The 21,545-nt window shown below is 62.9% G+C and carries 19 protein-coding genes; 13 read left to right on the plus strand and 6 right to left on the minus strand.

Annotated elements, in window-relative coordinates; genetic code table 11:
- The 5 genes from pqqC to E8F06_RS29360 form a co-directional block, all read left to right on the plus strand.
- Positions 1-634, plus strand: a 634-nt coding sequence (gene pqqC, locus E8F06_RS24445; protein WP_280371901.1) for a pyrroloquinoline-quinone synthase PqqC, incomplete at its 5' end; no start/stop codon positions are given.
- Positions 631-906: a pyrroloquinoline quinone biosynthesis peptide chaperone PqqD gene (pqqD, locus tag E8F06_RS24450; RefSeq protein ID WP_280371902.1), complete on the plus strand. Its 276-nt coding sequence runs from the start codon at positions 631-633 to the stop codon at positions 904-906. The genes pqqC and pqqD, both read left to right, overlap by 4 nt.
- Positions 878-2,026, plus strand: a complete 1,149-nt coding sequence (gene pqqE / locus E8F06_RS24455; RefSeq protein ID WP_280371903.1) for a pyrroloquinoline quinone biosynthesis protein PqqE — start codon at positions 878-880, stop codon at positions 2,024-2,026. The genes pqqD and pqqE overlap by 29 nt, the downstream gene beginning before the upstream one ends.
- Before the next feature lie 322 nt (positions 2,027-2,348).
- The gene (locus E8F06_RS24460) at positions 2,349-3,650 is read left to right on the plus strand and encodes a hypothetical protein (protein WP_280371904.1); all 1,302 of its coding nucleotides are present in this window, start codon (positions 2,349-2,351) and stop codon (positions 3,648-3,650) included.
- Positions 3,651-4,130: 480 nt separating this feature from the next.
- Positions 4,131-4,568: a hypothetical protein gene (locus tag E8F06_RS29360; protein ID WP_348532267.1), complete on the plus strand. Its 438-nt coding sequence runs from the start codon at positions 4,131-4,133 to the stop codon at positions 4,566-4,568.
- Positions 4,569-5,809: 1,241 nt separating this feature from the next.
- Here E8F06_RS29360 and E8F06_RS24470 read toward each other — a convergent pair.
- The 3 genes from E8F06_RS24470 to E8F06_RS24480 all read right to left on the minus strand — a co-directional run bounded on the left by E8F06_RS24470 (position 5,810) and on the right by E8F06_RS24480 (position 6,844).
- Complete coding sequence (locus tag E8F06_RS24470) at positions 5,810-6,034, minus strand: type II toxin-antitoxin system MqsA family antitoxin (protein WP_280371905.1); 225 nt, start codon at positions 6,032-6,034, stop codon at positions 5,810-5,812.
- A 61-nt stretch (positions 6,035-6,095) separates the two neighbouring features.
- Positions 6,096-6,572, minus strand: a complete 477-nt coding sequence (locus E8F06_RS24475) for a transcriptional regulator (protein ID WP_280371906.1) — start codon at positions 6,570-6,572, stop codon at positions 6,096-6,098.
- Positions 6,569-6,844 carry a type II toxin-antitoxin system HigB family toxin gene (locus E8F06_RS24480; protein ID WP_280371907.1) on the minus strand — a complete coding sequence of 92 codons (276 nt, stop codon included), beginning with the start codon at positions 6,842-6,844 and terminating at the stop codon, positions 6,569-6,571. Before E8F06_RS24480 ends, E8F06_RS24475 begins: the two co-directional genes overlap by 4 nt.
- 416 nt (positions 6,845-7,260) lie before the next feature.
- Between E8F06_RS24480 and E8F06_RS24485 the strand changes: the two genes are divergently transcribed.
- On the plus strand, positions 7,261-7,953 hold the full coding sequence (locus E8F06_RS24485) for a tetratricopeptide repeat protein (RefSeq protein ID WP_280371908.1): 693 nt from the start codon (positions 7,261-7,263) through the stop codon (positions 7,951-7,953).
- 91 nt (positions 7,954-8,044) lie between these two features.
- Positions 8,045-8,653: a flavin reductase family protein gene (locus E8F06_RS24490; protein WP_280371909.1), complete on the plus strand. Its 609-nt coding sequence runs from the start codon at positions 8,045-8,047 to the stop codon at positions 8,651-8,653.
- Positions 8,654-8,732: 79 nt separating this feature from the next.
- Here the strand turns inward: E8F06_RS24490 and E8F06_RS24495 are convergent, their stop codons facing one another.
- Positions 8,733-11,420 (minus strand): cation-transporting P-type ATPase, encoded by a 2,688-nt coding sequence (locus E8F06_RS24495; protein ID WP_280371910.1) that lies wholly within the window; start codon positions 11,418-11,420, stop codon positions 8,733-8,735.
- A gap of 262 nt (positions 11,421-11,682) precedes the next feature.
- On the opposite strand from E8F06_RS24495, the gene E8F06_RS24500 reads away from it, so the two are divergent.
- From E8F06_RS24500 to E8F06_RS24525, 6 genes are all read left to right on the plus strand, one after another.
- On the plus strand, positions 11,683-13,647 hold the full coding sequence (locus E8F06_RS24500; RefSeq protein ID WP_280371911.1) for a methyl-accepting chemotaxis protein: 1,965 nt from the start codon (positions 11,683-11,685) through the stop codon (positions 13,645-13,647).
- A gap of 254 nt (positions 13,648-13,901) precedes the next feature.
- Positions 13,902-14,522 carry a glutathione S-transferase gene (locus tag E8F06_RS24505; protein WP_280371912.1) on the plus strand — a complete coding sequence of 207 codons (621 nt, stop codon included), beginning with the start codon at positions 13,902-13,904 and terminating at the stop codon, positions 14,520-14,522.
- Between the two features lie 117 nt (positions 14,523-14,639).
- Positions 14,640-15,572, plus strand: a complete 933-nt coding sequence (locus E8F06_RS24510) for an ABC transporter ATP-binding protein (RefSeq protein WP_190832258.1) — start codon at positions 14,640-14,642, stop codon at positions 15,570-15,572.
- Complete coding sequence (locus tag E8F06_RS24515) at positions 15,569-16,348, plus strand: ABC transporter permease (RefSeq protein ID WP_280371913.1); 780 nt, start codon at positions 15,569-15,571, stop codon at positions 16,346-16,348. The genes E8F06_RS24510 and E8F06_RS24515 overlap by 4 nt, the downstream gene beginning before the upstream one ends.
- Before the next feature lie 107 nt (positions 16,349-16,455).
- Positions 16,456-17,472, plus strand: a complete 1,017-nt coding sequence (locus E8F06_RS24520; protein WP_280371914.1) for an efflux RND transporter periplasmic adaptor subunit — start codon at positions 16,456-16,458, stop codon at positions 17,470-17,472.
- Positions 17,469-20,528, plus strand: a complete 3,060-nt coding sequence (locus tag E8F06_RS24525) for an efflux RND transporter permease subunit (RefSeq protein ID WP_280371915.1) — start codon at positions 17,469-17,471, stop codon at positions 20,526-20,528. The genes E8F06_RS24520 and E8F06_RS24525 overlap by 4 nt, the downstream gene beginning before the upstream one ends.
- Before the next feature lie 136 nt (positions 20,529-20,664).
- Here E8F06_RS24525 and E8F06_RS24530 read toward each other — a convergent pair whose 3' ends face one another.
- Both E8F06_RS24530 and E8F06_RS24535 read right to left on the minus strand, forming a co-directional pair.
- Positions 20,665-21,222, minus strand: coding sequence for a putative glycolipid-binding domain-containing protein (locus E8F06_RS24530; RefSeq protein ID WP_280371916.1), 558 nt, complete (start codon positions 21,220-21,222; stop codon positions 20,665-20,667).
- A 4-nt stretch (positions 21,223-21,226) separates the two neighbouring features.
- A complete protein-coding gene (locus E8F06_RS24535; RefSeq protein ID WP_280371917.1) occupies positions 21,227-21,538 on the minus strand; it encodes a DUF2834 domain-containing protein in 312 nt (103 codons plus the stop codon).
- Positions 21,539-21,545 lie beyond the last annotated feature (7 nt).

A 21,545-nucleotide genomic window follows, 5' to 3' on the forward strand; every position in this document is an offset into this window, starting at 1 on the left:
ACAAATCCAGGGCTGGGTGGCCAACCGCTTCTACTACCAGGTGAACATCCCGCTGAAGGACGCCGCCATCCTCGCCAACTGCCCGGACCGCGACACCCGCCGCGAATGGGTCCAGCGCATCCAGGACCACGACGGCGCCCCCGGCGAGGAAGGCGGCATCGAGGCCTGGCTGCGCCTGGCCGAGGCGGTGGGCCTCGACCGCGAGCAGGTGCTCTCGCAGGAGCTGGTGCTGCCGGGGGTGCGTTTTGCGGTGGACGCCTACGTCAATTTCGCCCGTCGCGCGACCTGGCAGGAGGCGGCCAGCAGCTCGCTGACCGAACTGTTCGCCCCGCAGATCCACCAGTCGCGCCTGGACAGCTGGCCGCAGCATTACCCCTGGATCGACCCGTCCGGCTACGCGTACTTCCGCACCCGCCTGGGCCAGGCCCGGCGCGACGTGGAGCATGGCCTGGCGATCACCTTGCAGCACTACACCACCCGCGAAGGGCAGTCGCGCATGCTGGAAATCCTGCAGTTCAAGCTGGATATCCTGTGGAGCATGCTGGACGCCATTAGCATGGCCTATGAACTGAACCGCCCGCCGTATCACAGCGTCACAAGCGAGCGGGTCTGGCACAAGGGGATCGCCCTATGAGTTTCGATCGTCAAAAAGTTCCCGCCTGGCGCCCCGGCTATCGTTTCCAGTACGAACGGGCGCAGAAGGGGCACGTGCTGCTGTACCCCGAGGGGATGATCAAGCTCAACCGCAGCGCCGGCCTGATCGGTGGACTGATCGATGGGCAGCGCACTGTCGCGGCGATTGTCCATGAACTGGAGCAGGAGTTCCCCGGTGTATCCGAGGTCGCCGACGACATCGAGCAATTCATGGAGGTGGCCCGTGTCGAACACTGGATCACCCTCGCCTGAGGTGCCGGTCGGCCTGCCGCTGTGGCTGCTGGCCGAACTCACCTATCGCTGCCCGTTGCAGTGCCCGTACTGCTCCAACCCGCTGGATTTCGCCGAGCAGGGCAAGGAGCTGAGCACCGAACAGTGGTTCAAGGTGATGGCCGAAGCCCGTGAGATGGGCGCCGCGCAAATCGGCTTCTCCGGCGGCGAGCCGTTGGTGCGCCAGGACCTGGCCAAGCTGATCGGCGAAGCCCGGCGCCTGGGTTACTACACCAACCTGATCACTTCCGGCATCGGCCTCACCGAGCAGAAGATCGCTGCGTTCAAGAAAGCCGGGCTGGACCATATCCAGATCAGCTTCCAGGCCAGCGACGAGCAGGTGAACAACCTGCTGGCCGGCTCGAAGAAGGCCTTCGCGCAGAAGCTGGAGATGGCCCGGACGGTGAAGGCCCACGGTTACCCGATGGTGCTGAACTTCGTTACCCACCGGCACAACATCGACAAGATCGACCACATCATCGAGCTATGCATTGCCCTGGAAGCCGACTTCGTCGAGCTCGCCACCTGCCAGTTCTACGGATGGGCGCACCTCAACCGCCTCGGCCTGCTGCCGACCCGCGCCCAGCTGGAGCGAGCCGAGCGCATCACCAACGAGTACCGGGCCAGGCTCAAGGACGACGGCAACCCGTGCAAACTGATCTTCGTTACCCCGGATTATTACGAAGAACGTCCCAAGGCCTGCATGAACGGCTGGGGCAGCCTGTTCCTGACCATCACCCCCGACGGCACCGCGCTTCCCTGCCACAGCGCGCGTCAGCTGCCGGTGCAGTTCCCCAACGTGCGCGACCACGACCTGCGGCACATCTGGTACGACTCGTTCGGCTTCAACCGCTTCCGCGGCTACGACTGGATGCCCGAGCCCTGCCGCTCGTGTGACGAAAAAGAGAAAGACTTCGGAGGATGCCGATGCCAAGCCTTCATGCTCACCGGAGATGCCAGCAAGACCGACCCGGTGTGTGGCAAGTCACAGGATCACGGCTTGATCATTAATGCTCGTCGAGAAGCGGAACAAGTGTCATTGGCAATCGGCGACTTGATCTCGCGTAACGTGCACACTTCACGTCTGATTTGCAAATTCTGAGTGTTCTATCTGTATTTCTAATATTGGATATAACACGACTTCCAAGCGCGCACTAATTACTATCAAGGTGTGGTTGGCGCTTTTGCGGTATTCCAAAAATGGCTTTCTTTGAAGTCGAGCGACGAGGCCTTGTTTAAACATGGCTCTTGCATCGAGAGTTCGATCTATTGCTGGTCTTTGAGGATGGATATCTAAGGAGTTTTGGAGGTAGAGGCTGAATTCCTGATTGAAGCGGCTGGTGTAATGACAATAACAATACTCGCGAGGTGCCAATTTTCTATTTGGCAGCTCCGGACTTCATCGTTTCTAAGTTGGGCAAAAAATGAAAAATACAAGAAATCTGATTGCCGCGAGCGCTATTGCTTCGTGCGTTGTATGGGCGGCATATGCAAGTGCTGCTGAACCAATTCGCCATGAAGATTGGGTGCTTGAGCCATCATTAATGGTTACTCTTGGTTATATCAATGGCAAGAACCAAGACTTCGGTAGCTCATCCAGTATTATTGGTTCAAAGATTGATCGAAGTTCAAAGCGCTTCGAAGGTATGGCTCTACCGGGTTTGAAATTGACCCATGAAACAGAAGGTTTCGGTGATTTCTACGGCGCCGGTTCGGTCATGGGCGCGTTCAGTCATGGCGATACCGACGCTGTAGGGCTTGCGCGCGGTAATCCGCGGAGAGCTGCGGTGGAGGAGCTGTATGTCGGCTGGAAAAGCGCCGATCTGTTTCCGCAACTCGGACAGGATGCTCTCAAGCTGAGCGCTGGTAGACAGGCCTTCTATATTGGTGATGGCTTCCTGATCGGTGACGGCCACCTTGACCAAGGTCGCGACGGCGCAGGATTAATGGGCCTGCGCCTGGCATTCGATCGAGCCGTAGTTGCCCAACTGGATCACGAAAATCTGCATGTGGACATGTTCGATCTACTCGGTAACTACGACATTGATGCCTTGGACTACCGCGACCGGCTCGGCATGCGAGGCGTCAACATCGAGTGGCGAGGTGAGGAAAATTTGCTCGGATTGACTCGGTTGCGGACGCGTGATGCGGACGTTGAACAGCGAGATGATCTGGATGTGAGCATGGTGAGACTGAACTTCGCCAATGTAGTTGGCGTCCCCGATCTGGATCTCAATGCAGGCTATGTCGACCAGAAAAAGAGCGATAACGAACATGCCTGGTACGCGGGTGTCGAGTACACCTTCTCAGATAAGCCTTGGCGCCCAAGCCTGAAATACATGCACTCGGAATTCAGTCCTGGATACGATTTACTGGCATATGGTTGCATGGATACGTACGGCAACTGGTACCAAGGCAAGATCACCGACAATATATGGTTCTTCAAGAATTCCCGCGTAAATATGTACAAGGTCTCTGTGCAGCCAATTGACACATTGAAGACTGGACTGATGTTCTATGACACTCGCCTGTATGACAAGCGCGGAGTTAGTGCGTATAGCGATTTTTCATCGGATATCAATCTCTACGTGGAGTGGCAGGCAACCGAACGTCTCTCGGCATATTTCTTGGGAGGATACGCGCGACCGGGTAAGGCTGCCGAAGAGATTCTGGGGTCCAATGACGATAGCGTGCTAGTCGCTGCTGCACTTACTTGGTATTACTGAAAAGCAATTTCAGACAATTTCAACTCGGTGTGCCACGAGCGGATACCCGGCGCTTTACCGGACGATCATGGTTGAGTAAAGGCAGCTCAGGTCCTGACAAGAAGCTCCAACAGCCTGGTTCTGATCCGCTCCAGATCTCCTTCACTGACTCCTAACATCTCCCACTCGCTGTATTGCACCTCGGCGTACCGACTGCTTTCGGCCGACATTTCACGCGCTGAAGTTCCTTGGCAACAGGCTCAACGCGGCGCAGCCGGTCAGACCATGTTCTTTAGCGGTTCTGCAGGCCTTTACGAGTGTGATGCGAATGTTAGCGATACGTGCTGCCCGATCATCGATCTGCAAGACCAAGATTGATTACGGGTTACAGGAGAGGTGGCCGGAAGGCTCCGGGAACCTCGGAAGGCTTCCGAGGTTCTCCCGGGGCGCCGCTCAGACTCCGCCTCGATCATCTCCGGGCTCGCCGGCCGCCCGCCCGCCATGATCATCGCCGACATCGTGGTCGGCCCCATCATCGGCTCCATGACCCACACCGTGGGCTTCGCCTACGTCATGCCCTGGGCCATCGTCGGCACTATGCCCCACACCATGTGGTCCGCCCGCCTCATGACTTGCACCGTCATCGTCGCCACGCCCACTGCGCGCGCCGCCGTGATCACTGTCGCTGCCGCGCCCCGTGCTATCCCCTCCATGGCTCGAACCTCCGTGGCCACCGCCATTGCCGCCATGGCCTCCACCACTGCCATTTCCTCCATGGCCACCTCCCCCATGACCTCCACCTCCGCCGTGGCCACCCCCACCATGACCACCGCCACCTCCTCCATGACCCCCACCGCCTCCGCTACCACCCCCACCGCCGTTACCACCACCATCCTTGGCATATGCGCTGGAGAAGCTCGTAATGGAGTCGGGCACTAGCACGGTTGCTGCGGAAAAGGCGCCACCGATTGCCAGCGCCAGTAAGCATTGTTTTACAAGCATGGTGATTCTCCGTTACGGCATCGTCTCGAAACGCCCCAGCCTGGGGACGAGCTATGCGACAACCAGCACGAGATCTGTGGCCAGATGAGGAGCCGTGAATCGAATCAGGCCAATTTCTGCATCAGGGTCTCTCTACCGGGGGAGATGGACAGGACGTAATCAAAACGGCCGTGACCAATCACCCAGCTGGCTGCGGTATGCATTGATGTAACCGACCGCACCTCCGGCGGGACGGACACCTGAAAAGGCACTGGTTTGCAATGTAAGCAGGCCTTCTAGGCGACCGATGCTCCGTCGGCCAGGTGCCGGGAACTAAGCAACTGCCGTACCACCGGTGCTACCCCAGGACAGAATGGCTATGGGAGGGGGCACCGAGGCGTTCACCTGCGGAGTCCGAAAGTGAAGCCCCCGTTTCAGTGGGGGATATTCCCCAGCATTGGGTGTTTCTCGAAGCGTTCCAGTTCAAGGGGGGCGGTACCAGCTATGACTGGGACCGGGCATCGTTGCGCGCAGCATTGGGGGGCGAAAGTGTCATTCCTGGCGCGCGCCGTCGGCCCCCCCGCCACGCCTGCGCGCTAGATGGGTCGATTTTTCTGCATTTCTTCGGTGCCCTGGAAAGCGGGCAGGCTGGCTGCTGGCTGAACGTTGACAATGCGAATTGGTCCCTTTCTGCTGCTGGCGGTCTACCTGCAGGTGTCGTATGGCCCAATAGAAAGGGGAGGCGTTCTCTCTGATTCCTAGGAACGCTATCGGAAAAGATAATTTTGGTAATTCGGGCTTCTGAGTGGCCTGAAACCAGCGTGGTACTAGGGATTGAGCAATTACCTTGAAAGGCAGCTTGGGGTAAGTTTTTTAGGGGTGAAAGGTAAGGTTTGATTCGAGCTGACGCCCTGGAGAAGAGGCTTGTCTTTGAGGAGTAGTGGGCAGTTGCGCCTGACGCGGCTGGAAAGGCGAAGTACAGCAGGAACATCCAGTACAGCGAGTTCATCTTCTCTTCCTTGAAGCGACGGCGGCACGAGCCTGAGCCCCGGGGCGGCAGTATAAGGACGATGGACCACCCTTCGAAACACTAAGCACTGGCCCGTCCGCGTCGCCATTCTTGTAGAGGCTGGATAGGATCACCGCTGAATATTTCCCGTGCTTGCAACTTGGGTGAGCTAGCGCTGATGTCATGCCGCTCAGATCAGTTCGAGCTGTCCGGCTCGTGCGTTGACCTGCTGCCGGGCAAGGTTCATGGCCAGCATGACTCGCTTGGATTCCGCCGGACCTGTGAGGGACTCTCCGCAGGTATTGCACCAGTCCGCTTCTACGTTGGGGATGAGGGTGCTCTCGCCCTTGTAGATGTATGGAATGTCGCGAACGTCGTGGACCAGGTCAGCCTGGCCGCAGGCTGGGCATTTCATGGTCAGCGTCCTTGAGACTTGGACACAGGCCCCGCGGGGCCTGTGCCTGGCATTGAGAGGCTCAGACCACTGGGAAGAACACGCTCGGCTCTACATGGAAGCGCTTCGACAGCGCCTGGATATCCGCGCTGCTCAGGGTGCGCTTGCCATTGAGGGTGCGCGATACCACGGTCTTGTCGCCGATCTCTGGTAGGTCAGAACCGGTGAGATGGTTCTGAGCCATCAGGAACTTCAGCATCTGCACGCCGGTGATGGCCTCCACGCCGGCATTGAACTCGGCGAACTGGGGGGCGGTGTCCTCATAGCGTTTGATGGCCAGGCAGAGCTGGTCGACCAGACGCTCGGTTTGCGGGGTTTGCTCGGCTACTTCGGTGAGTTCGTCCAGCAGTGCCAGGGCGCGGTCGTACTCAGCTTCGCTGGTGATGCTCTGGATAATGGTGCCGCCAGCGCGCTCGAGGCTGCGCTGGAATTTCTTGAGGTGCTCCGCCAGTTCGTGGATGCCGGCAGTCGGGGCGTAGTCGATGGCGACGGCGCTCATGGCATGACTCCTGTGTTCTTGGGGCTTCGGTACCACTTGTTGGCCTTGTCGTACTCGGCGTGGTTGAAGATGTGTTTGACGAAAATCCGTTGCTTCTCGAAATCGATGGCGGCAATCAGGCGCAGTTCGTTGCCGCCTATGTCGATCACCCACCAGCCGTGTCGGTGGGTGAAGTTGTCCAGCGATGACAAGGTCGCCTTGAGCTCCAGCGGGGTGCGGGCGGTGGACTTGTCCAAGACCTTGAAGATTTCCATGATGCTCGTTGCTTTCACGGGGTACTGCTCACATGCATCAGTGAAAGCCTTCTTCTTGAAAACGTGCATGTCCGTCCTTGTTGATGTTTTAGCAACCTTAGGGTGAGGTTGCTAAATTGTCAACTTTGGAGGGCTCGACTCTATTGGGGGATGTTGTCGGCTGTTTTCGAGTTCCATTGCGGTCGTCATGCCCCCATCGCCCAACCGATGCACCACCTGCTCCCCCAGCCACTTCGTCTTGTCAATCTGCGCCTTGATCCCCTGCACCCGATAACGCCACTCCGGGCTCAGGTCTGGCCTGCCTCGTGCCAGGTTGAGGTCGCTCTCGTTGGTCTGGTCCAGGTGGGAGATTTCGATCGCCTCGAGCCAGCGTCTCTACTGCCGCTGTTGGGCCTGGCGAAACAACCTCCGTCGCTGCCCTGGTTGATCGAGGCATGGCCGCCAAAAGGGCCACTGCCGGCACCACCCACCAGGATTCCTGGGGATACGGCCTTGGCGAACTGCTCCATGCCGAAATTGCCGTTCTGGTCGGGCTAGCCAAGCCCCAGGACCAACGGGAACTTCAGGCATTGGCGAGAGTCGGAGTTCGCCGAGATTTTCCCATCCCGTCCTATCTGAACTCAGGTGAGAGCACCCCGATGCGCCACAGGAAATTCTTCCCGACTCTGTTGCTTGCCGTCTGCGCGGCCGTCACCTTACCCGCGTTCGCTTCTGGTCCGCGGAGCAATGGTGCGTCGGGCGCTTTTCTGGAAGCAGCGGCGCTGCAGCTGGAGTACGGCGAGGTAGAGCTGGCGGGCGACACCCTGGAGCGCGCCCTGCGTATCGAGCCGAACAATCCGGCGATCCTGCATCAGCTGGGTCAGGTGCGGTTCCAGCAAGGGCAATATGCGCAGGCTGTGGCGCTGGCGATGCGGTCCAACGCACGAACACGCAACGATGCCGATCTGCGCAGTCGCAATCTTCAGTTGATCCAGTCGGCGCGACAGGCCATGGGGCCGGGTGTAGCGGGCGGCTCGGAGGCGGAAGTGGAGGTGGATGAGCAGGCCGAGGTCCGGGTCGGTCTCGATCAGTACATACCGGCTCGTCATGAGGCGGGTGTCTCCGCCGGTGGGGTTGAGGCCTATTGACCCTCCCCTGGGGCGCGCGGCCTTGAGGCGTCTATGTCGTGACTTCGGCGGCAGGGCATAATCGCTGTTTCCTCCTCGCTGGAGCTTTTCCATGCAGCTCGACTTCTCCCAGCTGGCGCCGCTGGATGCTTATCGCTGGCTAGCTTCAACCATCACCCCGCGTCCCATTGCCTGGGTTTCCACCCTGTCGAAGGATGGGGTCAGCAACCTGGCGCCGTTCAGTTTCTTCCAGATCATCAGTGACAACCCGGCGACGCTGCTGGTGAATATCAACACCCGTGGCGACGGGCAGCTCAAGGACACCCTGCGCAACGTGCAGGACACCGGCGAGCTGGTGATCCATCTGGTTTCCTTCGAGCAGGCGGAGGCCATGAATGCCAGCGCGGCTCTGCTGCCCCACGGCGAGAGCGAGTTCGAGGCCTGCGGTATCGCCACGGAGCCTTCGCTGCGCGTGCGTCCGCCGCGTGTGCAGGGCGCGTCGGTGGCTTTCGAGTGCAAGCTGGCGGAAATCCAGCCCTATCCGCGCGCCAATCCCAATTGCCACCTGGTGTTCGCTGAGGTGCTGCTGGCGCACATCGATGATTCGGTGCTGACCGACGTGGGTAGGGTGGACCCGCAACGCCTGGACCTGGTGGGGCGCCTGGGCGGCAGCGCCTATACCCGCACCCGTGACACCTTCAACATGGTGCGGCCGACCTGAGCCGCACCACCTGACTTGCCCGTAGATCACCACCAAGGGGCGCAACCGTCGTCCGCAACGTCACGTTGCTCGATCGGCGTCAGGTCAGGGGCGGGCGTCTTTTACTGGCGATGTAGTGGCGCAGCCACTTGTCGGCCTCGGCTACCGCACAGGTGGCGACCGCCGTGGCCAGGCACCAGCCCCAGCCTTCCAGGCTCAGCCCACGGGTGCCGAACAGCGACTGCAGCGCGGGCACGTAGGTGAAGCCTAGTTGCAGCAGCACCATCAGGCCCACCATGGCCCAGACCATCGGGTTGTCCCGGATGCCGAAGCGCGCCGGGCCATTCAGGCGCCGGCTGCTGAACAGGTAGCCGATTTCGCCGAACACCAGCGCGTTCACCGCCAGGGTGCGGCTGGCTTCCATGCTCCAGCCGAGCTGCTGGGAGTGAATGAACAGCCCCAGGCTGGCCAGGGTCAGCAGCACCGATACCAGCAGGATCAGCCAGAGCAATTCGCCGGACAGCAGCGGAGCCTTGGGGTCCCTCGGCGGCCGCGCCATAAGGTCGTCTTCGGCAGGCTCGAAGGCCAGCGCCAGGGCCAGGGTGACCGCGGTGATCATGTTCACCCAGAGGATCTGCAGCGGCGTGATCGGCAGCGTCAGACCGAGCAGGATGGCGGTCAGCAGGACGAAGGCCTGGGCGCCGTTGGTGGGCAGGATGAAGAGGATGGACTTCTTCAGGTTGTCGTAGACGGTGCGGCCTTCCTCCACGGCGTGGGCGATGGTGGCGAAGTTGTCGTCCGCCAGCACCATCTGCGCCGCTTCTTTGGCCGCCTCGGTGCCCTTGATGCCCATGGCGATGCCGATGTCGGCGCGTTTGAGGGCAGGGGAGTCGTTGACGCCGTCGCCGGTCATGGCCACCCGCTCGCCGATCGCCTGCAGGCGCTCCACCAGGCGCAGCTTGTGGCTCGGGCTGGTGCGGGCGAACACGCTGGTTTCCCGGAGCAGGGCATCCAGTTCGGTGTCGGTCAGGTCGTCCAGGTCGGCGCCGGTCAGCGGGGTACCGGACGGCAGGCCCAGTCTTTCGGCGATGGCGGCGGCGGTGGCGGCGTGGTCGCCGGTGATCATCTTCACGTGGATGCCGGCGTTGTGGCAGTCCTCGATGGCGAGGATGGCCTCTTCTCGCGGCGGGTCCATCATCCCCACCAGGCCCAGCAGCACGAAGCCGCTGTCCAGGTCGGCATGATCCAGCTCGTGTTGGCCGCTGCCGATAGCGCGACGGGCCAGGCCTATCATGCGTAGGCCGGCGGCCGCGCCTTCATCCAACACGTCGTCCCAGATGCGTGGGTCCAGCGGCTCGGCGGCAGCATCGCGCCATTGCTGGTCGCAAACTTCCAGTAAGCGTTCCGGTGCGCCAACCAGGTAGATCACGCCCTGGCCCTTTTCATCGCGGTGCAGGCTGGCCAGATAGCGGCGCTCGGAGCTGAAGGGAATGGCGTCCACCCGGGGCTGGCGCAAGGCTTCGTCGCTCGAATCGAGTTGCAGCTTGCCGGCCAGGGTGAGCAGGGCGGCTTCGGTGGGATCGCCGGTGATGCACCACTGGTTGTCCACTTCGCAGAGGCTGGCACTGTTGGCCAGTAATCCGGCCCGCGCCAGCTCGTGAAGGTCATGGGCCAGGTCGCCACTGGGGCTGACATCGCCTTCGGGCGCATAGCCCACGCCGGAAATCTCGTAGCGGCGGGCAGCGGTGTAGACGCGCTGCACCGTCATTTCATTGCGGGTCAGGGTACCGGTCTTGTCGGAGCAGACCACCGTCACCGCCCCCAGGCTTTCCACGGCTGGTAGCCGGCGGATGATCGACTGGCGGCGAGCCATGCGTTGCACCCCCAGGGCGAGGATGATGGTCAGCACCGCTGGCAGACCCTCGGGAATGGCGGCCACGGCCAGGCCCACGGCGGCCATCAGCATGTCGTCGGCACTGTAGCCACGCAGCAGGATACCGAAGACGAAGGTGGCCGCTGCCAGCACCAGGATGATCAGGGTGAGCTGGCGGGCGAAGCGGGCCATGTCCGCCAGAAGCGGGGTCTGCAGCTGCTCCACGGAGCCCAAGAGGTGGCTGATGCGCCCCAGCTCGGTCTCGCCTGCGGTCGCCACTACCAGACCCACGCCGCTACCGGCGCTGACCAGGGTGCCCGAGTAGGCCATGCTCTGCCGGTCGCCCAGGCTGGCGTCGACGGTGACGGGACGGCTGGTCTTGTCGGCGGGAACGGACTCGCCAGTGAGCGCGGCTTCCTCGATGCGCAGGTCACGGGTTTCCACCAGGCGCAGGTCCGCTGGTACGCGGTCGCCGGCTTCCAGCAGCACCAGGTCGCCCGGTACCAGTTCCTCGGCAGGCACCTGGCGCACTTCGCCGCTGCGTTTGACCCGACTGTCCAGGGTCAGCAGCTTCTGGATGGCGCGCATGGCCGACTCCGCCTTGCCTTCCTGGATGAAACCGACCACGGCATTGATCAGCACCACGCCGAAGATCACGGCGCTATCCAGCCATTCGCCCAGGGCCAGGGTGACCAGGGTCGAGGCCAGCAATACATAGATGAGCAGGTTGTGGAACTGCAGCAGGAAGCGCTTGAGCGGCCCGGCCCCGGCACGTTCGGGCAGGCGGTTGGGCCCAAAGCTGGCCAGGCGGCGCCCGGCTTCCTCCGCGTCCAGTCCGGTCGGCCCGCTGTCCAGTCGCTGCAGGCTGTCCTCGACCGTCTGGGCGTGCCAATGGGTGGGTGATGGCGTGGTCATGACGTCCTCCTTGGCGAGTCCTGAGTCAAGCCTAATTCTCAGGCCAAGTTCCTTTATTGGCCTGGGTCAGTTCCCCGAGGTTCCGTAGGAAGCATAGAAAGCGATCCAGAAACGACCTCCACTTAGCCAAAAACAGCAGGTCAATCCGGGCGGCGGGATTGTGGCTTGTCGCCAGCATCCGGCTGCTCCTATGTTCGCCCTTTCAGGGAAGCGGATGACAGATCGCGTCCATGCAGTTGTCGCCTTGCGGGGAGGTAGGAGCATGTGGACTGTCTTGCAACACCGGCTGGCCAGCCTGAGTACTGCCAGCAAGCTGATGCTGGGATTCGGCGTCGTGCTGGCGCTGACCCTGGTGGTGGCCGCCACCGGCTTCACCGCCCTGCGTGCCGTGGACGACAGGGCCCGTCTGCTGGAAGAGATGCGCGCCATCAGCGGCGACGTGCTGGTGATTCGCCGCACGGAAAAGGACTACGCCCTCACCTCCGACGCCAAGCATGCCGACGCGCTGCGCCAGCAGGCTGAAGCCATCGTCGCCCGCAGCGAGGCGCTGGCCGCGCAACTGAGCGGACCGGGTCACGACGCCCTGGGCGAAGTCACCCAGGCCATGGCCGAATACCGTGGCGCCTTCGACCGCTACGTGGAACTCACCGATAACCAGCGCCTGGCCCTGGAAGCGGCCAACTGGCTGGTGGTCAGCGCCTCCAACAGCCTCGATGTGCTGCAGAGCGGCCTGAACGAGGATGGCGTCGACTTGCTGAAAAGCTCCCAGGGTGCTGAAGGTGCCGACCTGGTGACCCAGGGTGGGCAGATCGGCCGCGTCTATCAGTTGCTCCTGCAGGCACTCAACCAGGCCCGTCTGCGCCTGGAGCAGAGCCGCGGCAGCGAGGAAGCCGGCGCGCCGCAGATCCAGGAAGCCCTGGACGCCCAGAAGCTTGCCGCCGAACTGCGTGACGGCATGCAGGATCCCGGCTACGCCGCCGTGCTCACCGAAGTGATCGGCAACGTCGACTCCTTCAACGAACGCCTCAAGGATTACACCGCCACCCTGGCCCAGCAGCGCCAGGAGTACGCGCACCTGGCCGCCGAGGCTGATCGCGTGGTGCAGGCCGTGGAACGGGCCTATGAACTGCAGAAGGCCGACATGCGCGCCCAACAGGATTCCAGTTCGCTGCTGATTCTGCTGGCGGCGGCGCTGGCGCTGGTGATCGGGCTGGCCGCCACGGTGCTGATCAGCCTGCTGATCGTCCGGCCGCTGCGGCGAGTCATCGGTCTGGCACAGCAGATTGCCGAGGGTGATCTCAGTGCCAGCATCGAGGTGCAGCGCCGCGACGAGATCGGCCAATTGATGGAAGCCATGCGGGGCATGTCCGCCAACCTGCGGGACATGGTCGGCCGCCTGCAGGGCGGGGTCGCGCAGATTTCCGCCTCGGCGCAGGCGCTGTCCAGCGTCACCGAGCAGACCCGCGTCGGCGTCAACGGCCAGAAGGAGGAAACTGATCAGGTGGCCACCGCCATGAGCGAGATGGCCGCCACGGTGCAGGAGGTGGCGCGCAACGCAGAGGCCGCTGCCAGCTCCACCGAGGCGGCCGACAACCGCGTCAGCACGGGCAGCCAGGTGGTGCGCCAGACCCTGGAGCGGGTCAACCAACTGGCCCATGCGATGGAAGAAACCACTTCCAGCATCCAGCGCCTGAGCCATGACACCCAGAGCATCGGCACCGTGCTGGATGTGATCAAGAGCGTCGCCGAGCAGACCAACCTGCTGGCGCTCAACGCTGCCATCGAGGCAGCCCGCGCCGGTGAGCAGGGCCGCGGTTTTGCCGTGGTGGCGGACGAGGTGCGGGCGCTGGCGCGGCGCACCCAGCAGTCCACCGCCGAGATCGAGCGGCTGATCGCCACCCTGCGAGAAGGCGTACGCAACTCGGTGGAGCACATGCAGCAGAGCGAAAGCCTGGTGGACCTGACCGTACGCGACGCCAACCTGACCGAAGAGGCCTTGGCCGGCATCGCCGAAGCCGTGACCCTGATCCATCAGATGAACCAGCAGATCGCGGCGGCAGCGGAGCAGCAGAGCGCGGTGGCCGAGGAGATCAATCGCAGTGTCACCAGCATCCGCGACATTGCCGACCAGTCCGCCGCGGCCATGGATGAAACTGCGACCTCAAGCGTGCAGCTGGCCCGCCTGGGCCAGGAGCTTCAGGGTATGGCGGGGAATTTCCGCCTCTAGGTCTTGTACGAAAAGTGCCTGCGCTCGGTGATGCGTCGTTAAAAACCGGTTCGGAATGCTCATTAACAGCTCGTTAACTCCGCTTCCTCACCGTTTTTTGCCTAGCCTGACCTTCGCTCGACGACTTTTCGAACAGACCTGGCAGCGGTGCCGGAAGTCCACCGCGAACGAGAAGATCTGGAGGATTCGGCATTCCGTCGCCTGACGCGGCGCCCTAGAATGGTGCCCCTGTCCAACCGGCCTGGAGTGTCGCAATGCTGAAGATCTGGGGGCGAATCAATTCCACCAACGTGCGCAAGGCGCTCTGGGCGGCGGAAGAAGTCGGTGTCGCGTACGAACAGCGGGATGCCGGCGGCGCTTTCGGGCTGGTCAACGAGCCGGCCTACCGTGCGCGCAATCCCAACGGCCTGGTGCCGATGATCGAGGATGGCGACCTGGTGCTCTGGGAGTCCAACGCCATCGTCCGCTACCTGGCCGCGCGTTATGCAGCAGGCACCCTGTACCCGGAATCCCCGGTGGCGCGCGCCGAGGGTGACAAGTGGATGGACTGGACCACCTCCAGCTTCGCCACGCCCTTCCGCGACCTGTTCTGGGGCACCCTGCGCACACCGCCGGCCGAGCGCAACCAGGCGCTGATCGACGCCGCGCTGACCCGTTGCGGCGAGCTGCTGGCTATTCCCGACCGGGCCCTGGCCCAGCGTCCGTACCTTTCCGGCGACGCCTTCGCCATGGGCGACATCCCCTTGGGTTGCTTCGCCTATGCCTGGTTCGAGATTCCCATCCTGCGGCCGGAGCTGCCCCACCTCCAGGCCTGGTACGAACGCCTGACGGCGCGGCCTGCGTATCGCAAGGCAGTGATGACGGCGCTCACCTGAGTCCCCAGCTCGCCGACCTGGCCATTGGAACCTAGGCTGATGTGCAGCGATGCATGGTTGAATTTGCTGGCATTTAGCCTTATCTAGCCACTTCCCCTTGAAGCAGACGAATCCACTATGAGTTCCGCCCTGTCCATCCGGCAGTTGACCAAGACCTACGGCAATGGCTTCCAGGCCCTCAAGGGCATCGATCTGGAAGTGGCCGAAGGTGATTTCTTCGCCTTGCTCGGCCCCAACGGCGCGGGCAAGTCCACCACCATCGGCATCCTGTCCACCCTGGTGAACAAGACCAGCGGCAGCGTCAGCGTCTTCGGCAACGACCTGGACAAATCGCCCTATGCGCTCAAGCGCTGCCTGGGCGTGGTGCCCCAGGAGTTCAACTTCAACCAGTTCGAGAAGGTCTTCGACATCGTCGTGACCCAGGCGGGTTACTACGGCATTCCGGCGAAGGTCGCCAAGGAGCGCGCCGAGCAGTACCTGAACCAGCTCGGCCTGTGGGAGAAGCGCAATTCGGCATCCCGCGAGCTGTCCGGTGGCATGAAGCGCCGCCTGATGATCGCCCGCGCGCTGATCCACCAACCGCGCCTGCTGATCCTCGACGAACCCACCGCAGGCGTGGACATCGAGCTGCGCCGTTCCATGTGGAGCTTCCTCACCGAGCTCAACGAGCAGGGCATCACTATCATCCTGACGACGCACTACCTGGAAGAGGCCGAGCAGCTCTGCCGCAACATCGGCATCATCGACCACGGTCGGATCGTCGAGAACACCAGCATGAAGGAGCTGCTGAAGAAGCTGCACAAGGAAACCTTCCTGCTCGATCTCAAGGAGCCCCTGGAAGTGGTGCCGCAGCTCAACGGCTACCCGGCCGAACTGGTGGATGACCACACCCTGGAAGTGCAGGTGGAGAAGAGCCAGGGCCTGACCGAGCTGTTCCGCCAGCTCGCCGCCCTGAACATCGACGTGCTGAGCATGCGTAACAAGTCCAATCGCCTCGAGGAGCTGTTCGTGTCCCTGGTGGAGAAAAACCTGGCGAAGGTGGCCGTATGAGTTCGGAACTCTCCGCCAACCTGGTCGCCCTCAATACCATCGTCACCCGTGAAGTCCGCCGTTTCATGCGGATCTGGCCGCAGACCCTGCTGCCCCCGGCCATCACCATGGCGCTGTACTTCGTCATCTTCGGCAACCTGATCGGCCGGCAGATCGGCGACATGGGCGGCTTCAGCTACATGGACTACATCGTCCCCGGCCTGATCATGATGTCGGTGATCACCAACTCCTACAGCAACGTGGTGTCGAGCTTCTTCGGCAGCAAGTTCCAGCGTTCGGTGGAGGAGCTCCTGGTATCGCCGGTGTCGGCGCACACCATCCTCCTCGGCTACACCATCGGTGGCGTGCTGCGCGGGTTGGCGGTGGGGGTGATCGTGACTTTCCTGTCGCTGTTCTTCACCAAGCTCCAGGTGCACCACATCGGGGTGACCGCGCTGGTGGTGCTGCTGACTGCCACCATCTTCTCCCTGGGTGGCTTCATCAACGCCGTCTACGCACGCAACTTCGACGATATCTCGATCATCCCGACCTTCGTGCTGACCCCGCTGACCTACCTGGGCGGCGTGTTCTACTCGATCAACCTGCTGCCGCCGTTCTGGCAGGCGGTGTCCCTGGGCAACCCCATCCTGCACATGGTCAACGCCTTCCGTTACGGCATCCTCGGCGTTTCCGACATCAACATTGGTGTCGCCATCGCCCTGATGCTGCTGACCATGGTCATCCTCTACACCGCCTGCATCCGTCTATTGGTGAGCGGACGGGGCATGCGTCAGTAAGGCGAAACAATGCGGCACAGAGTGGCATTATCTCTGTAATGCCACTGGCGAGCCTGCCGATATAGTCGGCAGGCTCCTTTCCTTCCGAATCGTCCCAGAGGCTCCAGATGAAGGTCCGTCGCAGTGTTTGGCTGTTGTTCGGGGCGCTTGCCTCGTTGTCCGCCATGGCCCAGGAGGCGCCTCTGGTGGAAGTGGCCGAACCGCAACGGGCGCTGGTGCGCGACGAGCTGGTGACCTTCGGGTCCCTGCGCTCGGACGAGTCGGTGATGATCCGCCCGGAAGTGGAGGGCAGGGTGGCCACCCTGCATTTCCAGGAAGGCCAGGCGGTCAAGGGCGGCGACTTGCTCATCAGCCTGGACGACGCCATCGCCCGCGCCGAGCTGGCGCAGGCACGGGCCAACCTGGACCTGGCGGAGAAGAGCTACCAGCGGGCGAAGATGCTGTTCGCTCGCGGCGCCAGCAATGCCCAGGCCCAGGACGAATCCCTGTCCCAGGAACAGGCCGCCCGCGCCAGCCTGGCGCTGGCCCAGGCGCGCCTCGACAAGACCCAGATCCGCGCCCCCTACGACGGCACCCTCGGCCTGCGTCTGGTAAGCGTCGGCGACTACCTCAGCGCCGGCCAGGACATGGTCAACCTGGAGGTGCTGGACCCACTCAAGGTGGATTTCCGCGTGCCGCAGAAGGCGGTGAGCCAGGTGAACATCGGCCAGGCGGTGGAGCTGAGCCTGGACGCTTACCCGGGCGAACGCTTCCGGGGCGCGATCATCGCCCTCAATCCACGCCTGGATGAGGTCGGCCGCAGCCAGGCGATTCGCGCGCAGATCCCCAACCAGGACCACCGCCTCAAGCCCGGCCAATTCGTGAAGGTGTCGGTGATCCTCGCCGAGCGCCCGCAAGCCTTGCTGATCCCCGAGGAAGCCGTAATGCCCCTGGGACACCAGTTGTTCGTCAACCTGGTGGTGGACGGCAAGGTGGAGCGGCGCCCCATCAAGATCGGCCAGCGCCTGCGCGGCAAGGCCGAGGTCCGTGAAGGCCTGCAGGGCGACGAGCAGGTCATTACCGCGGGCTGGCAGAAAGTCAGCCCAGGGCTGGAGGTCCGCACCGTAGCGCGGGGTGGCGTATGACCCTCTCAGATGTGTGCATCCGCAGGCCGGTATTCGCCACCGTCCTGTCACTGATCCTGGTCCTGCTCGGCTTGCTGGCCTACCAGCGGCTGGCGGTGCGGGAATACCCCAACATCGACGTGCCCATCGTTACCGTCAACGTGATCTACCCCGGCGCCAGCCCGGAGATCATGGAATCCCAGGTGGCCCAGCCCATCGAGGACGTATTGTCCGGCATCGAGGGCCTGGACTTCGTCGCCTCCATCAGCCGTTCGGAAAACACCCAGATCACCGCCCAGTTCCGCCTCGGCACCAACGCCGACGAAGCGGCCAACGACGTGCGCGACCGCCTGGGCCGCGTGCGTGGCCTGCTGCCGGACGAGATCAATGAACCCATCGTGCAGAAGGTCGAGGCCGACGCCCAGCCGGTGATCTGGATCGCCTTCTACAGCGAGCAGCACTCGGCGATGGAGATCACCGACGTACTGGAGCGGGTGATACGGGACCGCCTGCAGACCATCCCGGGTGTCTCTGAGGTGCAGATCCGGGGTGCCCGGCGTTTCGCCATGCGCATCTGGCTGGACCCGGAAAAACTCGCCGCCCACGACCTCACGGTGCAGGACGTGGAAGATGCCCTGCGCCGGCAGAACGTGGAGATTCCCGCCGGCCGCATCGAGTCGGTGCAGCGCGAGTTCAGCGTGCTGTCGGAAACCGACCTGCGTACCCCGGAGGAATTCAACGACCTGATCCTCAACGACCAGCGCGGCTACCTGCTGCGCCTGGCCGATGTCGGCCACGCCGAAGTGGGCGCGGCGGACGAGCGCAGCATCGTGCGCTTCAACGGACGCGCGGCAGTGTCCCTGGGACTGGTCAAGCAGGCCACGGCCAACCCGCTGGAGATTTCCGACGGGCTCGATGCCGCGCTGCCGGAAGTCCGTGCGTTGCTGCCCGACGGCATGAAAATGACCATCGCCAACGACAACTCGTTGTTCATCCGCGAGTCCATCGACAACGTCTACACCACCATCTGGGAAGCGGTGGTGCTGGTCATCCTGATCATCTTCCTGTTCCTGCGCTCCCTGCGCGCCACCCTGATTCCCCTGGTCACCATCCCGGTCTCGCTGATTGGCGCCTTCAGCCTGATGGTGCTGCTGGGCTTCTCCATCAACACCCTGACGTTGCTGGCCATGGTGCTCGCCATCGGCCTGGTGGTGGACGACGCCATCGTGGTGCTGGAGAACATCCACCGGCACATCGAGGAGGGCATGTCGCCGATCCAGGCGGCCTACAAGGGCAGTCGCGAGATCGCCTTCGCGGTGATCGCCATGACCCTCACCCTGGCGGCGGTCTATGCGCCCATCGGCTTCATGCAGGGCACGTCGGGCAAACTCTTCACGGAGTTCTCCTGGACGCTCGCCGGCGCGGTGCTGGTGTCCGGCTTCGTCGCCCTGACGCTGTCGCCGATGATGTGCGGCCGGTTGCTCAAGCCCCACGCGGCGCAGCAGCACGGGCGCTTCTACAACCTGGTGGAATCCTTCCTCCACGCGCTGACCTACAGCTACCGCCACCTGCTGGAGCGGGTGCTGCGGGTCTGGATGCTGATCATCCTGCTGCTGGCGGGCATCCTCGTGCTCTGCCTGGTGCTGTTCAGCGGCCTGCGCAGTGAGCTGGCGCCCACCGAAGACACCGGCACCATCGTCGGCTCCATCAATGGCCCCGACGGCGCCACCATCGAATACACCAGCCGCTACGCGAAGATGCTGGAAGAGGCCTACCAGTCGATCCCCGAAGCCAACCGCTACATGGTGGTGGTGGGTTTCCCGACCGTGGCCCAGGGGCTGTCATTCCTCAAGCTGGAGGACTGGGACTCGCGTGGGCGCAGCCAGTTCGAGATTCGCGACGAGCTATTACCCAAGCTGCGCGACATCCCCGGCGTGCGTGCCTTCCCCATCAACCGGCCACCCCTGGGACAGAGCGCCCGCAACCAGCCGGTGAACTTCGTGATCCGCTCCTCGCTGGAGTACAGCGAGCTGCAGACCTACGTCGACCAGCTGATGGAGCGGGTGCGCGACTACCCGGGGCTGGAGAGCCTGGACAGCGACCTCAAGCTCAACTCGCCGCAACTCAAGGTCACGGTCAACCGCGAGCAGGCAGTGGCCGTGGGTACCGATGTGGCCGCCATCGGTCGCAGCCTGGAAAGCCTGTTCGGCAGCCGCCAGGTGACCCGCTTCAAGCAGAACGGCGAGCAGTACGACGTGCTGGTGCAACTGGCCAACGTCGACCGCAGCAATCCTGACGACCTCAACCGCGTCTACGTGCGCGGCCGCAACGACAGCATGGTGCAACTGGCCAACCTGATCGACGTACGGGAAACCGTGGCACCCCGCGAACTCAACCACTTCAACCAGCTGCGCGCGGTAACCGTCACCGCCAACGTCGGCTCCGGCTACACCCTCGGTGAGGCGTTGGATTATCTGGAGGAAGCGGCTCGCGCGGTGTTCCCGCCGGATACCCAGTTCGACTACACCGGCACCTCGCGGGACTTCAAGGACTCCAGCAGCGGCGTGGCGCTGATTTTCGCCCTGGCACTGGTGTTCATCTACCTGGTGCTGGCGGCGCAGTTCGAGAGCTTCATCGACCCGCTGATCATCCTCTTCAGCGTGCCGCTCTCCATGGCCGGTGCGCTGCTTGCGCTGACCATTTTCGGCGGCACCCTGAACATCTACTCGCAGGTGGGGATGGTCACCCTCATCGGCCTGATCACCAAGCACGGCATCCTCATCGTCGAGTTCGCCAACCAGCTCCTGCGCCAGGGCGTGGACCTGCACGAAGCGGTGATGGAAGCCTCGGTGAAGCGCCTGCGGCCAATCCTGATGACCACCGGCGCGATGGTGCTGGGCTCGGTGCCCCTGGCCATCGCCAGCGGTGCCGGCGCGGAAAGCCGGCAGCAGATCGGCATGGTGATCGTCGGCGGCCTGCTGGTGGGCACTTTCTTCACCCTCTTCGTGGTGCCGACCCTCTACCAGCAGCTGCGCCGCTGGAAGCCGATTCACCGGCTGGAGACCGCGCCGGCGTGAGGTCATTCACAGGGCAGGTCACCTGTGGGGGCGATTTCAATCGCTAAGCAGACCGCAGGTCTGCCCTTGGGGCGTTCGGGGCAGCTGCGCTGCCCTTAGCGAATGAATTCGCCCCCACAGCAATGTCTGCGGCAGATCACAACCGCTGAAAGAACAGCGGATAGCGATTCACCAGGCCGTCCTCATCCAGCGTCAACACCGCCTCGAAGCCACTGCCGTCGAGGTTCTGGTAGAGGTAATGGGTCTGGTCGAGGCGGGTGTAGGCCTGGCGCATGCGCCGTACGGTCAGTTGCGGGGCTTCGACGAAGACCGTCTCGATCTCCCGCCGCTCGCCGGGGTTGAGGAACAGCCGCCAGATGCTCGGGCTGTTGGTGAAGGGCGTGGGCCAGAGGTCCAGGTCGAGGCTGCCGGACAGCTCCGGCAGCTTCTGGCCGTTGCCATCAAACCAGTGCAGGCCATCCCGGCGCAGGGTCAGGTTGCGGCTGCCACGTCCGTCACGCACCGTGGCGTTGAAACCCCGGGGCTCCCAGCCTTTCTCGTACTCCACGCTGTAATTCAGACGATAGGACTTGCCGTCGTCGTCGAAGGCCAGCATTCCGCTGTCCGCACGGCGTCCCTCAAGGCGGAAGTCTTCCAGGCCCTGGGTGGGCGCCCGGTTGTTCCACAGATGGGTCCAGAGGGCGGTGGTTCTCATCGCTTCAGGCTTCCTGGCGCTGGGGTTTGCGCATGACCAGATAGAGCAGCGGCCCGATGGAGGCGAACACCGCGGTCAGCACGTAGAAGGGTAGCAAGTAGGCCAGGCTGCGGCCCTGGCGACGGTTGTCCCGGTACATCCAGATGCCGATCAGCGCACAGGCGAGGTAGAGGTCGATCACGACCTGGGCCGTATCGGCGCGGCTCATCAACTGTGCGCCGAACTCCAGCAGGGGCTGTTCGCTGATGGCCATGACCCAGAGGGTGTAGCCACCGAACAGGACCAGGGCGACCAGGGCGAAGGAGCGAATGGACATGAGACTT

Source organism: Pseudomonas sp. BN411, assembly GCF_029871235.1.
In the GTDB taxonomy this organism is placed as follows: Bacteria; Pseudomonadota; Gammaproteobacteria; order Pseudomonadales; family Pseudomonadaceae; genus Metapseudomonas.

Excerpts from the sequence above, each read along its gene's own strand:
- E8F06_RS24535 (WP_280371917.1), bottom strand. The coding sequence starts at position 21,538 with ATGTCCATTCGCTCCTTCGCCCTGGTCGCCCTGGTCCTGTTCGGTGGC.
- E8F06_RS24525 (WP_280371915.1), top strand. The coding sequence starts at position 17,469 with ATGACCCTCTCAGATGTGTGCATCCGCAGGCCGGTATTCGCCACCGTC.
- E8F06_RS29360 (WP_348532267.1), top strand. The coding sequence starts at position 4,131 with ATGATCATCGCCGACATCGTGGTCGGCCCCATCATCGGCTCCATGACC.
- E8F06_RS24530 (WP_280371916.1), bottom strand. The coding sequence starts at position 21,222 with ATGAGAACCACCGCCCTCTGGACCCATCTGTGGAACAACCGGGCGCCC.
- E8F06_RS24490 (WP_280371909.1), top strand. The coding sequence starts at position 8,045 with ATGCAGCTCGACTTCTCCCAGCTGGCGCCGCTGGATGCTTATCGCTGG.
- E8F06_RS24485 (WP_280371908.1), top strand. The coding sequence starts at position 7,261 with ATGGCCGCCAAAAGGGCCACTGCCGGCACCACCCACCAGGATTCCTGG.
- E8F06_RS24495 (WP_280371910.1), bottom strand. The coding sequence starts at position 11,420 with ATGACCACGCCATCACCCACCCATTGGCACGCCCAGACGGTCGAGGAC.
- E8F06_RS24460 (WP_280371904.1), top strand. The coding sequence starts at position 2,349 with ATGAAAAATACAAGAAATCTGATTGCCGCGAGCGCTATTGCTTCGTGC.
- E8F06_RS24500 (WP_280371911.1), top strand. The coding sequence starts at position 11,683 with ATGTGGACTGTCTTGCAACACCGGCTGGCCAGCCTGAGTACTGCCAGC.
- E8F06_RS24470 (WP_280371905.1), bottom strand. The coding sequence starts at position 6,034 with ATGAAATGCCCAGCCTGCGGCCAGGCTGACCTGGTCCACGACGTTCGC.
- E8F06_RS24505 (WP_280371912.1), top strand. The coding sequence starts at position 13,902 with ATGCTGAAGATCTGGGGGCGAATCAATTCCACCAACGTGCGCAAGGCG.
- E8F06_RS24475 (WP_280371906.1), bottom strand. The coding sequence starts at position 6,572 with ATGAGCGCCGTCGCCATCGACTACGCCCCGACTGCCGGCATCCACGAA.
- E8F06_RS24515 (WP_280371913.1), top strand. The coding sequence starts at position 15,569 with ATGAGTTCGGAACTCTCCGCCAACCTGGTCGCCCTCAATACCATCGTC.
- E8F06_RS24520 (WP_280371914.1), top strand. The coding sequence starts at position 16,456 with ATGAAGGTCCGTCGCAGTGTTTGGCTGTTGTTCGGGGCGCTTGCCTCG.
- E8F06_RS24510 (WP_190832258.1), top strand. The coding sequence starts at position 14,640 with ATGAGTTCCGCCCTGTCCATCCGGCAGTTGACCAAGACCTACGGCAAT.
- pqqD (WP_280371902.1), top strand. The coding sequence starts at position 631 with ATGAGTTTCGATCGTCAAAAAGTTCCCGCCTGGCGCCCCGGCTATCGT.